At 26.9% G+C, this 14,606-nt stretch carries 10 protein-coding genes and 1 pseudogene; 10 read left to right on the top strand and 1 reads right to left on the bottom strand.

Annotated elements, in window-relative coordinates; translation table 11 throughout:
• Nucleotides 1-182 precede the first annotated feature (182 nt).
• Nucleotides 183-2,852 (bottom strand): cation-translocating P-type ATPase, encoded by a 2,670-nt coding sequence (locus tag ACYUET_RS12730; RefSeq protein WP_460280155.1) that lies wholly within the window; start codon nt 2,850-2,852, stop codon nt 183-185.
• A 615-nt stretch (nt 2,853-3,467) separates the two neighbouring features.
• Between ACYUET_RS12730 and ACYUET_RS12725 the strand changes: the two genes are divergently transcribed.
• The 10 genes and pseudogenes from ACYUET_RS12725 (at nt 3,468) to ACYUET_RS12680 (ending at nt 14,436) form a co-directional block, all read left to right on the top strand.
• Nucleotides 3,468-4,160 carry a FadR/GntR family transcriptional regulator gene (locus ACYUET_RS12725; RefSeq protein WP_460280153.1) on the top strand — a complete coding sequence of 231 codons (693 nt, stop codon included), beginning with the start codon at nt 3,468-3,470 and terminating at the stop codon, nt 4,158-4,160.
• A gap of 326 nt (nt 4,161-4,486) precedes the next feature.
• Nucleotides 4,487-4,810, top strand: a pseudogene (locus tag ACYUET_RS12720) (L-lactate permease); the annotation flags it as partial.
• On the top strand, nt 4,791-5,057 hold the full coding sequence (locus tag ACYUET_RS12715) for an L-lactate permease (protein WP_460280335.1): 267 nt from the start codon (nt 4,791-4,793) through the stop codon (nt 5,055-5,057). The pseudogene ACYUET_RS12720 and the gene ACYUET_RS12715, both read left to right, overlap by 20 nt.
• Nucleotides 5,058-5,082: 25 nt before the next feature.
• A complete protein-coding gene (locus tag ACYUET_RS12710) occupies nt 5,083-5,871 on the top strand; it encodes an electron transfer flavoprotein subunit beta/FixA family protein (RefSeq protein WP_460280151.1) in 789 nt (262 codons plus the stop codon).
• Between the two features lie 118 nt (nt 5,872-5,989).
• Nucleotides 5,990-7,180 (top strand): electron transfer flavoprotein subunit alpha/FixB family protein, encoded by a 1,191-nt coding sequence (locus tag ACYUET_RS12705; protein ID WP_460280149.1) that lies wholly within the window; start codon nt 5,990-5,992, stop codon nt 7,178-7,180.
• Between the two features lie 4 nt (nt 7,181-7,184).
• A complete protein-coding gene (locus tag ACYUET_RS12700; protein ID WP_460280147.1) occupies nt 7,185-8,588 on the top strand; it encodes an FAD-binding oxidoreductase in 1,404 nt (467 codons plus the stop codon).
• Nucleotides 8,589-9,001: 413 nt separating this feature from the next.
• Nucleotides 9,002-10,540, top strand: a complete 1,539-nt coding sequence (locus ACYUET_RS12695) for an L-lactate permease (protein WP_460280145.1) — start codon at nt 9,002-9,004, stop codon at nt 10,538-10,540.
• 460 nt (nt 10,541-11,000) lie between these two features.
• Nucleotides 11,001-11,840: a patatin-like phospholipase family protein gene (locus ACYUET_RS12690; RefSeq protein ID WP_460280143.1), complete on the top strand. Its 840-nt coding sequence runs from the start codon at nt 11,001-11,003 to the stop codon at nt 11,838-11,840.
• 182 nt (nt 11,841-12,022) lie between these two features.
• Entirely contained in the window at nt 12,023-13,222 is a 1,200-nt protein-coding gene (locus ACYUET_RS12685; RefSeq protein WP_460280141.1) for an SEC-C metal-binding domain-containing protein, read from the top strand.
• A gap of 146 nt (nt 13,223-13,368) precedes the next feature.
• Nucleotides 13,369-14,436, top strand: a complete 1,068-nt coding sequence (locus ACYUET_RS12680; protein ID WP_460280139.1) for a mannose-1-phosphate guanylyltransferase — start codon at nt 13,369-13,371, stop codon at nt 14,434-14,436.
• The last annotated feature ends 170 nt before the right edge of the window (nt 14,437-14,606 follow it).

Here is a 14,606-nt window from a genome sequence, read left to right as displayed (position 1 = left end):
AAGTATACTATATAAAAAAAAAGAGTTAAAGAAGAAAACATTCTTAATTAACTCTTTAGGCACATTCAAAAAATCATGTACCAATATGTTCGTATATTTTAACTATTGTTTTATTTCATGTATCTTAAAATAAATTTGATACTTCTAATAATATTAGATTTTAATCGAAAGATTATTTTATATTAAGCAACATGTTTTTTTGAACTTAAATTTTCATCAGTAGATGTTGAGTTATAATTATTTTTTTTATCTTCCATATCTCTAATAACTTTAAATATTTGTATTATCAAAGTAGGAGCAAAAGCAAATAAATATATATATGAAACATTTGATCCACTAAGTGGAGTTACTTCAAATAAAGATTGTAAGCCAGGGATAAATAAAACAGCATTTAATAGAACTAAACCGGTTATAAATGCAATCCAACTAAATTTATTATTAAAAACGCCCAATGAGAAAATAGATTTTCTACCACGGCAATTAAATCCATGAAATAATCTTGCTAAACATAAGGTTGAAAATGCCATAGTACTTGCAGTTCCAACAGGGCCATTATATAATCCTATATGATAAGAAGTCATAGTAAATATAGCTATTAATAAACCTTCAATTAATATGCTTTTAATAAAACTTTTAGTTAATATTGATTCTTTAACATCTCTAGGTTTATCATGTAAAACATCTTTTGTTGATTTTTCCATACCTATAGCAATAGCAGGTAAACTATCTGTTAATAGATTTATAAATAATAAATGAACAGCAGCAAATGGTACAGGTAAGGCCATTAAAGACGAATATAAAACAGCAAGTATTCCAGAAGTATTTCCAGATAGTAAAAATCTAATAGAATTTTTAATATTAGAATAAATATTTCTACCATTACTTATAGATTTAACTATTGTAGCAAAGTTATCATCAGTTAAAATCATAGAGGCAGCATCTTTAGAAACTTCAGTTCCAGTTATACCCATTGCAATACCTATGTTAGCTTGTTTTAATGCAGGTGCATCATTTACTCCATCACCAGTCATAGCAACGATTTTATCTTTACTTTGCCATGCTTTAACTATTCTTATTTTATGTTCTGGTGATACTCTAGCGTATACTGAAATACGTTCTAATTTTTCAAGTAATTGTGAATCAGACATTTTATCAAGTTCAAGTCCCTCAACAGCTATATCACCATCTCTTAAAATTCCTATTTCTTTAGCAATAGCCGAAGCAGTAATTTTATGATCACCTGTAATCATTACAGGTTTTATTGAAGCTTTAATACAATCTCCAACAGCGTCTTTAGATTCTTCTCTAGGTGGATCTATCATTGAAATTAAACCTATGAATGTAAAATCTTTTTCATCATCTAAAGATAAATCTTTTTTAGCATTTAATTTTTTATAACCAAAAGCTAATACTCTTAATCCATTAGAAGAAAGTTGATGATTTACTTCATTTATTTTTTTCTTATCTTCATTAGTAAATGTTTTTATACCAGTAGAAGTTTCTATTAACGAAGTTCTTTCTAATAGTACATCAATAGCACCTTTAGTAATCATAACATAATCATTATCTATACTATGAAGTGTACTCATTAATTTTCTATCTGAGTCAAAAGGTATTTCACTTAATCTAGGATAAGTATTTCTATAAGAAATTTCATCAATATCATGATTATGTGCAAGATTAATCAAAGCAACTTCTGTTGGATCACCTAATTCTTTACCATCTATAGCTGTAGAATCATTACATAATACAGAACTATTTATAAGGAATTTAGTGAGAGAAGAATTTAAATCAATATTATCAGATGAAATTAAGTTATCATCTGTAAAAATACTTTTAACAGTCATTTTATTTTGAGTTAAAGTACCAGTTTTATCAGAACAAATTACAGAAACACATCCAAGACCTTCTACAGCTCTAAGTTTTTTGATTATTGCATGTTCTTTAGACATTTTTTGTGTTCCTATAGCAAGAACAATAGTTACAATAGAACTTAAAGCTTCTGGAATAGCAGCGACAGCAAGTGCAACAGCAAACATTAAAGAATCTAAAATAGTATTTCCTCTATAAACATTTAGTCCTAATACAACAGCACAAATTATTATTACTCCTATAGCTAGTTTTTTAGAAAAATCATCTAATGAAACTTGAAGAGGAGTCTTTTTCTCTTGAGTTTCTTCCATTAGAGTTGCAATTTTACCTAATTCACTATTCATTCCTGTATTAGTTACAAGTACAGTAGCTCTTCCATAAGTAACTAATGAACTTGAAAAAACCATATTTTTTTGATCACCTAAAGCTACTTCATCTTGATTAATAGTTTCAGCGTGTTTATCTACACTTTCAGATTCACCGGTTAAAGAGCTTTCATTAACTTTTAATGAGAAATTTTCTAAAACTCTACCATCTGCAACGACAAGATCACCAGCTTCTAATAACAAAATATCACCAGGAACTACATCTTTAGATGCAACCTCAACCTTAGTGGAGTTTCTAATTACTTTAGCTGTAGGTGAGGAAAGAGCTTTTAAACTATTTAAGGATTGCTCGGCTTTTACATATTGGACAGTACCTAAAATAGCATTCATAATTATAACTACTAGAATAACTATTGTACTTTCTATATTTCCAGTAGCTATGGAAATAATAGCAGCTGCAATTAGAATAATTACTAATAAATCCTTAAACTGATCTAAAAATACGGAATAAATACTTTTTTTCTTTTTTTCAGTTAAAATATTTTCGCCATATTTTTCTAATTGGGTTTTGACTTGAGCATCTGTAAGTCCATTTAAAGTTACATTGAAATCTTTTAGACTATCTTCACAGCTCTTACAAAAATATTTTTTCATATAATACAATCTCCTTTTAAATTAATTAGCAATTAACCAAAACATAATAAATATTATTATATATTTTATATTTTGCTCAATTTTTTATTTGAAATGCTTAAAGAATAAAAAATCAACCAAGATGATTTTGAATTTGTAAATTTTTTCACATATATTTCGTTTAAAAGTATATGTGAAAAAATAAGCCAAAAAAATGTACTTTTTATTATTTAAGCCATATTTCTAAAGTAAATCTTAATATAATTTGTCCACAAAATTTGTTTTTTATAATTTTATCTAAAGAATAAAAAAGACTTTTAATATAACTTTAAAAAATTTTTTAAAGTTATATTAAAAGTCTCGTTACCTAAAAGGTTATAACACCAGGTTAATATTAACCGCGAATGTTGATGTTATATTTCAACTACTCCCCTTTAATTTAATATTAATTTATTTAAATCAAATATATTCTAAATTTTAAATTTTGTCAATTAAATTTATGTTAAATATGTATAATATAAATAATTTGTAAAAAATTAATAATAATTAAAACTTTATATTAATAACTAGTAATTAATATAAAGTTTTAGTTATAATGTAATTAAAGATATTATTTCAAAGAAGGGATTAATTATTATGTTCACATCAATTAAGACACCAAGGGTGTATGATCAAGTTATAGAACAAATAAAAAGTAAAATAAAAAGTGGTGAAATAAAAAAAGGAGATAAACTTCCATCAGAAAGAGAAATGGCAGAATTACTTTCAGTATCACGTACATCTGTAAGAGAGGCAATTAAAGCTTTAGAAGTAATAGGTCTTATAGAAAGCAGACAAGGAGCAGGTAATTATATAAGAACTAATTTTAATAATTCACTTTTTGAACCTCTTTCGGTTATGTTTATGCTTCAAGAAAGTTCCCTTGAAGAAATGTATGATTTAAGAAAAACATTAGAATTGGAATGTGCAAGATTAGCAGCTGAAAATATAAAGGATACAGAGATGGAGCATTTAAATGCTATATTAGATAGAATGTATGAATCTGCAACTGAAGAAGAAAGTCTTGAATTAGATATTAAATTCCATTATGTAATGGCAAAAGCATCAAGAAATGTTTTATTAATTAATATACTTGAAGTTATATCTCAGCTTATGGATGAATTTATAAGAACATCTAGAATGCAAATTCTTCATGAAGGAAATAATAGAGAAAAATTATTATCAATACATGAAAATATAGTTAAAGCATTAAAGATTAAAGATAAAGATAAAGTATCTGAAGCTATGCATGAACATTTTGACTTAATATGGAAAGCATATGGATATTAAAGATATGATTATAAAAATTGAGATAAAAGACCTAAAATATTGTTAATAAAATATCAATGAAGTATACCTATAAAATTAAAAATATAATTTTATAGGTATTTTTAATATATAAATCTATTTATTTTTAACATATTCTAAGTTTAAAAATTAGAGGAAGAAACACAGAATAATGTATAATATTGTAACTTTATAACTATAAAATTCATGTAAATGTTTTCTGTTAATATAATAACAATTATTTACATGGGAAAAATTAAGGATTATAATGAATATATAAATGGTATTACCAATTATATATTGGTATGATATATTACCAAAATGAAGGGATAAATGTGTACATGTTATTTTTTCTAGCTTGTATTCCTATTATCTGTCTTATGATATCACTTGGAAAACTTAAAATACCAGGTCATAAGGCATGCCCAGTTGCTTTTTTGATAACATTATTACTAGCAATATTCGTTTGGAAAATGAATATTACAGATACCTTAACTGCAAGCTTAGAAGGTTTCGCATTAGCGATATGGCCAATAATACTTGTAATTATAGCAGCAGTTTTCACTTATAACTTATCAATTCATACAGGAAGTATGGATGTTATAAAAAGGATGATGACAGGGGTAACAACAGATAAAAGAATTTTGGTTTTATGGAGAATTACAGGTACAAGCTGCAAATGCAATAGGAGCAAATCCATATTGGATTGCAGGTGGTAATGTAATGGGAGCTACCGCAGGAAAGATGATTTCCCCACAAAGTATAGCAGTTGCAACTGCAGCTACTAATCTTGTTGGAAATGAGGGGAAAATATTAAATTCAACCTTAAAAGTTTGTCTATTTTACATTGTGTTATCAGGATTAATAGTATTTTTCTGTGGCCCAATATTTGGATTTTAAAATATAGTTTTTAGGAGGTATTTTTATGAATATTTTAGTTTGTATTAAACAAGTACCAGGAACTTCTAAAGTAGAAGTTGATGAAGTTACAGGAGTATTAAAAAGAGATGGAATTGATTCAAAAATGAATCCTTATGATTTATATGCACTTGAAACAGCACTTAGAATTAAAGAAAGTAAAGGTGGCAGTGTCAAAGTATTAAGTATGGGGCCTAATCAAGCTCTTAGCGTAATTAAAGAAGCTTATATGATGGGAGCAGATGATGGGACTTTATTATCCGATAGAAGATTTGGTGGTGCAGATGTTTTAGCCACTTCATATACAATATCACAAGGTGTAAGGAGTATGGGAGACTTTGAACTTATAATTTGTGGAAAACAAACAACTGATGGAGACACTGCTCAAGTAGGACCAGAAATGGCTGAATATTTAAATATTCCTCATGTAGCAAATGTAGAAAAAATTATAGAAGTAAAAGATCACTCAATTGTAGTTGAAATGGATATGCCTGAAACTTTAGAGGTTGTTGAGATAGCTTATCCTTGTTTAATAACTGTAGATAAAGGAATATTTGAACCAAGATTACCATCTTATAAGAAAAAAGTTGAAACAAAGGATAAAGATATTGCAGTTATAAATTTAGATAATTTTGAAGATAAAAATGAAAAGAAGTATGGCTTAAATGGTTCACCTACACAGGTTGAAAGAATATTCCCACCAGAAGTTAATACTGACAGAGAAATGTGGACAGGTTCTTCAAATGAGTTAAGTGAAAAAATAAATAATAAATTAAAAGAATTAAAATTCGTATAAGTTTTAATTTAAAATGAGTAATTTACTAATATAAACAGTTTATATAACAGATATTTGGCTTAGATATTTATAAATAATTTTAAAAAGGTTAAAGGATTTTTTTAAGGGGGAAGAAGTTATGGCAAAATTAGTTGTAAATCAAGAAAAAATAACTAATCAAGAAGAGCTAATTAAAATATGTCCATTTGGTGCTCTTGAAATAAATAATGGAAAAGTTGAAATAAATGGAGCATGCAAAATGTGCAAACTTTGTGTTAAAAAAGGACCAAAGGGTGCAGTTGAATATGTAGAGGATGAAGTTAAACAAATTGATAAGAGTCTTTGGAAAGGAATTGCTGTATATGTTGATCATGTAAATGGTAAAATTCATCCAGTCACTTATGAATTGATAGGTAAAGCAAGAGAATTAGCAGGAAAAATAAATCAACCTGTTTACTGTGTATTTATTGGCGATAAAATAACTGATGAAGCAGAAGAGTTATTACATTATGGTGTAAATAAAGTATTTGTATATGATAAAGAAAGCTTAAAAGACTTTAGAATAGAACCATATGCTGCGGCATTTGAAGATTTTATTAATAATGTAAAACCTTCAGCAATATTAGTTGGGGCAACAACTATAGGTAGATCACTTGCACCTAGAATTGCAGCTAGATTTAGAACAGGTCTTACAGCAGATTGCACAATCCTTGATATAAAAGAGAATACAGATTTAGTACAAATTAGACCAGCATTTGGTGGAAATATAATGGCTCAAATAGTTACTCCTAATTCTAGACCACAACTTGCAACTGTTAGATATAAAGTAATGACAGCTCCTGAAAGAACAAATGATATTAGTGGTGAGATAATTCAATGTGATATTAAAGATGAAAAGCTTAAATCTGGCATTAATGTATTAGAAGTTAAAGCGAAAGATACAGAAGTTGGAATAAGTGATGCTGAAATAATTGTTGCAGCGGGCAGAGGTGTTAAATCAGAAAAAGATTTAGAGATGATAAAAGAATTGGCAAATTTATTAGGCGGTGAATTTGCATGTACTAGACCTTTAATTGAAGCAGGATGGGTAGATGCTAAGAAACAAATAGGGTTAAGTGGTAGAACTGTTAGACCAAGATTAATAATAACATGCGGAATTTCTGGAGCGGTACAATTTTCAGCAGGTATGAATAATTCAGATTATATTTTTGCTATTAATAGTGATGAAAAAGCACCAATATTTAAGGTTGCACATTACGGTGTGGTAGGAAATCTTTATGAAATAGTTCCACAAATTATAGAAAAAATAAAGATGAGCAAGGAGGCATAAGGCTATGACTTATAAAGATGTTGAAGTTAAAGATTATGAATATATATTATCTATTGCAGAAAATGATAAAGAAAGAGTTTTCTTTGGGGATGAAATAAACGAAGATTATAGCCATGATGAATTAGGCGGAATAAAGAAAATGCCTGACATAGTAATTCAACCTATAAGTACAGAAGAAGTTTCAAAAGTAATGAAATATGCTTATGAAAATAGCATAGCAGTTACACCAAGAGGATCTGGTACAGGACTTGTTGGAGCCGCTGTTCCAATTAAAGGTGGAATAGTTATAGATCTTTGTAGAATGAATAAAATATTAGAGTTAGATGAAGAAAATCTTACCCTTACATTAGAACCAGGTGTATTACTTATGGAGATAGGTAAATACGTTGAAGAATTTGATTTATTTTATCCACCAGATCCAGGAGAAAAATCTGCAACAATTGGTGGAAACATAAGTACTAATGCAGGAGGAATGAGAGCCGTTAAGTATGGTGTTACTAGAGACTATGTTAGAGGTCTTGAAGTAGTACTTCCAAATGGAGAAGTAGTACAATTAGGTGGAAAAGTGGTTAAGAATAGTTCAGGATATTCATTAAAAGATTTAATGGTAGGCTCAGAAGGAACATTAGGTATAGTAACAAAAGCTATATTAAGATTATTACCACTTCCTAAAAAGGCATTAAGTTTACTTATACCATTCCCAACTCTTGAAAATGCTATAGACACTGTACCAAAAATAATTAAATCTAAATCAATACCTACAGCAATCGAATTTATGCAAAGAGATGCTATATTAGCAGCAGAAGAATTTTTGGGTAAGAGTTTTCCAGATAAGTCTTCAGATGCATATTTATTATTAACTTTTGATGGAAACTCTACAGAAGAGATTGAAAAAGCTTATGAAAATGTTGCGAAGATATGTTTAGATGCAGGTGCTATAGATGTATTCATATCTGATACAGAAGAAAGACAAGAATCAATATGGTCTGCTAGAGGATGTTTCCTTGAAGCTATAAAGGCTTTAACTACTGAAATGGATGAAGTTGATGTAGTAGTACCTAGAAATAAAATAGGTGAATTTGTTAAATTTACTCATGAACTTGAGAAAAAATTTAATATCAGAATAAAGAGCTTTGGACATGCAGGAGACGGAAATTTGCATATTTATATATTAAAAGATGATTTAAATGAAAGTGTATGGAAAGAAAAACTTGAATTAGTTATGAAAGATATGTACGATAGATCAAAAGAATTAAAAGGACAAGTATCTGGAGAACATGGAATTGGATTTGCTAAAAAGCCATACTTAGAACAATCACTTTCAAGAGAAATATTCCCAGTAATGAAGGGAATAAAGTTAGCATTTGATCCTAAAAACATATTAAACCCTGGAAAAGTATTTGAATAAAATTAAATTTACAATAAAAGAGTTATCTTAAAATAATTTTCTAAATTATTTTAAGATGCTCTTTTTTTAATATCTAGAAAAGAATAGAATTTTTGAAGACTGAAAGAATGATAAAAGCTAAGGTAAATGAGATATTTTGAATGTGCCTTATAAGAGTTTTTCAAGTATAGAATCTAAATATTAACAGTGATTTTTTAGTATAAGAAAAAAATCTTTTGTGTACACTAAATTTAATTGTATTTACTAATTTTATTTTAGAGTTATTAAAGTAAATGCCCCTGCCCATGAGCTTATACTACAATATTAAGATTCGCTTAAAATATAGCTCAAAATTAAAGTGTTACATATAGGGGAATATGAAATGAATTTTAAGAAATGACTGTTATTAAGGAATTAAATCGGAGGATTAATTGATGTACTTATATTTTGTAATAGCATGCATTCCTATTTTATGGATAATGATTTCTTTAGGAAAATTAAAAATACCAGGATATAAAGCATGTCCTACAGCACTTTTAATTACATTTTTACTAGCTATTTTTATTTGGAAAATGAATATGAAGGAAGCAATTACTTCTGCATTAGAAGGAGCTGCATTAGCGTTATGGCCTATAATTCTTATAATTATAGCAGCTGTTTTTATATATAATTTATCAGAGTATACAGGAAGTATGGAAATAATAAAGAATATTATGACAGGTGTAACTAATGATAAAAGGATATTGGTATTAATTTTAGCTTGGGGGTTTGGAGGATTTCTTGAATCATTATCTGGAATGGGTACGGCAGTAACAATACCAGCAAGTATACTTGCTGGATTAGGATTTGAACCAGTATTTGCAGCTATTATTTGTTTAATAGCTAATACAACACCAACAGCATTTGGAGCAATCGGTTTACCAGTTACAACTTTAGCTAAAGTAACATCATTAGATATACAAAAATTATCTTATATTATAAGCATTCAATTAGCACCATTAATAATTATCATACCGTTTATTTTAATTATATTAACTGGAAAAAATATAAAAGCTATCAAAGGTATTATTGGAATAACATTAGTGTCAGGATTAGGATTTGCTTTACCACAAATTATAGTTGCTAAATATTTGGGAGGAGAGTTACCTGGTGTTGTAGGTGGAGCTATTTCAATGGGATTAACTATATTCATTGCAAAAAAATATTATAAAGAAGCTAAAGATGATAATTATGCAATTCAAATTGTACAAAATAATGAGAAACTATCAATTAAAAATATTATTTTAGCTTGGAGTCCATTTATTTTAATATTTTTGTTTATAATTATTTTCTCACCATTTTGTCCTTGCATATACAGACCTTTATCCAATATAAAAACTTCAGTATATATTTATAAAGGTATAGATGCAAAACCATATACTTTTTCTTGGATTGTAAATCCTGGAACATTAATTATAATAGCAGCATATATTGGTGGTCTTATACAGGGTGTTAATTTTAAAAAAATAACATCAATTTTGTGGGAAACAATAAAAGAAATGTATAAGCCAGCAATTACTATAATATCCATTATAGCATTAGCTAAGATAATGGGTTATAGTGGGATGATTAAATCTATAGCTGAGGTGTTAGTTTTAGCTACAGGAGCATATTATCCTTTTATATCACCAATTATAGGTGCGTTAGGAACATTTGTAACAGGGAGTGATACTTCATCTAATATTTTATTTGGAGAACTTCAAGTTGAAGCTGCAAAGTCAGTAGGAATAAGTCAGTATTGGCTTGCTGCTAGTAATATCTTAGGTGCAACTGGCGGAAAAATGATTTCACCTCAAAGTATAGCAGTAGCAACTGCAGCTACAGGATTAGTTGATAGTGAAGGAAAAATTCTTAATTCAACAGTAAAAATATGTTTGATTTATGTATTAGTAGGAGGAATAGTAGTGTTCTTTTGGAGATATAGATTTATATGAATTATAAAATAATAAAGGATTATCTCAAAATTTAAGATGTTTTGAGATAATCTTTTTTTATTCTTTAGGAATTTATATATTTTAAAATCTGAGGATAACTTTTAGAATATTTTTTTTTATAGGTATTATAAGTATCACATAAAGAATAAAAAATAATCATATGCCGCACCATTATTCTTGTACTACGTTTGGAAAGGGTGCATGGCTAAAAAAATCGACGCTCCACAGTCGCTTAGCGATTTTTTTATACATAAGATTATGATTTTATAAGTCTGCAATTTAGATGAATTTTACTCCTTGCTTGATGAAAAATATCCATTGCTACTTTTGGAGTGTTATTTATTTTCATGTGCCTAAATAGAAAAAAGATAAAAATTGACGTATAATTGAGTGAGATATATTTGTATATTTAAGTACTTATAAAATTTAATAGTATATAAATTAAAGGGAGATATAACATATGACAGGACTTGTATTAGAAGGTGGAGCTTTTAGAGGCCTCTTTACAGCAGGAGTTTTAGATGCACTAATAGATATAAAATTAGATATAAAATACATCGTGGGAGTTTCTGCAGGAATTACTAATGGTTATTCATTTGCTTCAAAACAAAGAGGACGAAATTTAGAAGTTATGGAGAGATTTATAAATCATCAAAGATATGTTGGATATAAAAATCTTTTAAAATGTAAATCTATAATGGATATGGATTTTGTTTTTGATGAAATCCCTAATAAGCATTGTCCATTTGATTATAAAACATTTAATAAATTTGATGGTAAAGTCTTAGCTGGAAGTTTTAATATTCTTACAGGTAAGGTTGAATATTTTGATAAGGAAAGTTTAGAAGAAAAAAATTTAATATTAAGAGCTACTTGTTCTATTCCTCTATTATTTCCATTTGTAAAACTAAATAATAATTATTATGCAGATGGAGGACTTTTAGATGCTATACCAATTAATAAGTCTTTAAGTGATGGAAATGATAAGAATATAATAGTTTTAACAAGAAATGAAGGATATAGAAAAAAAGAATCTAAAATTAATAAATTAACTTATAAATTATATAAAAATAAATATCCACACTTAGCAGATGTATTAAAAAATAGGCATATAGAATACAATAAGCAATTAGATGCTTGTAAAGAGCTAGAAAATAACGGTAAAGCATTGATTATACGCCCAAGTATCGATATGAACATAGGGCGTTTTGAAAGAAATAAAGTTAAGTTAAAAGAAATTTATAATAATGGATATAATGAAGTAATTAAGAATAAAGAAAAGATACTTAATTTTCTATAAAATTTTATATAAGTTCCTAAGTATATTAGTGAGTGATTGTATTTATAAAACAGTCTAAGATTTATACTAATTAACAAATTTTATTGGAACTTATATATTTAACTATGTAGATAAATTTTAAATTTTATAATAAAATGTATATTTGTAGATAAAATTACCTAGGAAAAAGGAGAAATAGTTACTTGAATAAAACAGATTATGATAATAAAGAACAACATGAAAATATAACAGATGAATCAGTAGATTTATATGAAAATATGGTTGAAGATTTATTTGAAAAATATGCTAGTAAGATGGATAGAATGTTTGCTAAAGGCGTATATTCTTTTAATATAGAAGAGCAATTAAACTCTTTATCTAAAGATTCAATATATAGTGTAGCTAGAAATATTGGAATGAGTAAGATATCCACTTTGAATAAAGATAAACTTATTGAAAGAGTTCTTACAGAGTATAAGCCATTAATAGAACGACAATTTAATTTTTTTGAAGAAGAAAGATATGAGATTTTAAAAAGTTATGTTAATAATGGTGGAATGAAAATTTTTGATGAAATTAACGAATATGAATTAGGGAAAACTGCTTATTTCATGCAACAAGGATTAATTTTCCCATCATTAAAGGATGAAAGAGCAGTATTTTTAATGCCTAAAGTAGTTCAAAAATTAGTAACACAAATGGATACCCAACAGTATAAAGATACAATAAGATTAAATGGAGAAATATTAAAGCTTTATAGAGGTATGAATAAGGCTTATGGTGTTGTAGAATCTAAATCTATAAAAGACTTAATAAATAGATATTGCATTAAAAATATAGATGATTTTGAAATAGAAAATATAATAAAAGAAGGACAATATTTTTATAAAGAATATAGAGAAGAAAAATCATTTTTTATAAATAATAATATAGAGAATTGGTCTGATTTAGTTGAAGATATAAATAAAAATAATAATGATCTAGATTATGCTATGATTAAAAAAGAAGAATTAATATCTTGTATTGATGAAAAATGGTTATATACAACTAAGTTTGGAAAAACATTTTTCAAAGAATTTACAGATACATTTGAAATTAATAAAGATATGACAATACAAATAATGAGTGATTTATCATTTGATGTTCAAGATAATGAACCTAGTAAGGCTATAAAAGGCTTGTTAGATTTAATAAATTCAGATAATAATAATCTTAAAAATTATATAGAAGTTATAACTAATAAGTTTATTAATAATATTAGACTATGGAGATATAAAGGTGCGACTATCAATGAGATAAATGGTAAAAATAATACCGTAAAATCTGAAAAATCTGTAGGAAGAAATGATCCATGTATATGTGGTAGTGGTAAGAAATATAAAAAGTGCTGTGGAAAAATATAAAAAGTTAAATAAATAATAAATATAAAGCTATATAAAAAATTTTAAAAAAAATTTTTTATATAGCTTTATTAGTAGAGTTGTTTTTTCACAAATGTTAATATTTAAACATATATTGAATTAATATCATTACATGGAGTTGAAAACGCGTGATATACGGGCTGATTTTAGCTGGAGGTAAAGGCAGTAGATTATATCCTCTCTCAAGAGCCAATCAACCAAAACAATTTTTAAAAGTTATTAATGAAAAAAGCTTTTTAGTAAATACAGTAGATAGAATAAAGTCTTTAATAAATAAAGAAAATATTTATGTTGTAACCAACAAGGATTATAAAGATAAAATAAAAGAAGAAATTAGGGAAATAAATGAAGAAAATATTTTTATAGAACCAGCAAATAAGGAGACTGCTACATGTATAGGTCTTTCAGCTGTTAAATTATTAAAACAAGATGCAGATGCAGTTATGGTAGTTTTACCATCTGACCACTATATTCAAGGGGAAAAAGAATATATTGATACTTTATCGCAAGCAGTTGATATGGCAAATAAGAGGCGATGTATAGTAACTTTAGGTATAGAACCAACGCGTCCAGAAACAGGTTATGGATATATAGAAATGGGCGATAGAACTAGTGGTAATATATCCACTTATAAAATAGCTAGATTTACAGAAAAGCCTAATTTAGAAGTAGCTAAAGATTTTATATTAAAAGGCACTTATTTATGGAATTCTGGAATGTTTATTTTTAGAGCAGATGTGATACTAAGAGAAATAGAAAAATATCTGCCTAAAATGCATAAATCATTAATGGAAATATATAAACACGTAGGAGAAGATGATGAAGAAGAAGTAATAAAACAAGAGTATAGTCTTATTGATGGAATCTCTATAGATTTTGGAGTCATGCAAAGGACAAGAAAAGCATATGTGATAAAATGTGATTTTAACTGGGATGATATAGGGAGTTTTAATGCTTTAAGTAGATTCTTAGGAAAAAATAGGAATAATAGTATATCTCAAAATGTTTATATAGAAGATTGTGAAAATTGTTCTGTATTTGGAGATAAGAATTTAATAATAGGTTTTGGAGTGAAAGATTTAGTAATAGTAGATGCTGGAGATGTAATATTAGTTATGGATAAAAATAAAGATCAAGAAATAAAACATTTATTAAACAAATTAGGAAAAGAAGGTAAATATATTAATTTTTTGTAAAATTAAAAAATAATTATAAAAGTATAAGTTTTGAAATTAAGACTTATACTTTTTGCTTTTATTTCTAAATTATTTTACAAGATAATAATTAAAATATATTATTATTAATATATTGGATTAATATAGAAGAAAATGATAGAAAAAACCATTGTAAAAGTGTTAATATAAAA

It is taken from the genome of Clostridium sp. CTA-5 (assembly GCF_054768135.1).
Note: the sequence above shows the minus strand (reverse complement) of the source record. Positions and strands in the feature narration are given on the sequence as shown.

Bases quoted from the DNA above. Each gene is read 5' to 3' on its own strand.
- ACYUET_RS12730 (WP_460280155.1), bottom strand. From the start codon at position 2,852: ATGAAAAAATATTTTTGTAAGAGCTGTGAAGATAGTCTAAAAGATTTC.
- ACYUET_RS12695 (WP_460280145.1), top strand. From the start codon at position 9,002: ATGTACTTATATTTTGTAATAGCATGCATTCCTATTTTATGGATAATG.
- ACYUET_RS12725 (WP_460280153.1), top strand. From the start codon at position 3,468: ATGTTCACATCAATTAAGACACCAAGGGTGTATGATCAAGTTATAGAA.
- ACYUET_RS12690 (WP_460280143.1), top strand. From the start codon at position 11,001: ATGACAGGACTTGTATTAGAAGGTGGAGCTTTTAGAGGCCTCTTTACA.
- ACYUET_RS12700 (WP_460280147.1), top strand. From the start codon at position 7,185: ATGACTTATAAAGATGTTGAAGTTAAAGATTATGAATATATATTATCT.
- ACYUET_RS12705 (WP_460280149.1), top strand. From the start codon at position 5,990: ATGGCAAAATTAGTTGTAAATCAAGAAAAAATAACTAATCAAGAAGAG.
- ACYUET_RS12710 (WP_460280151.1), top strand. From the start codon at position 5,083: ATGAATATTTTAGTTTGTATTAAACAAGTACCAGGAACTTCTAAAGTA.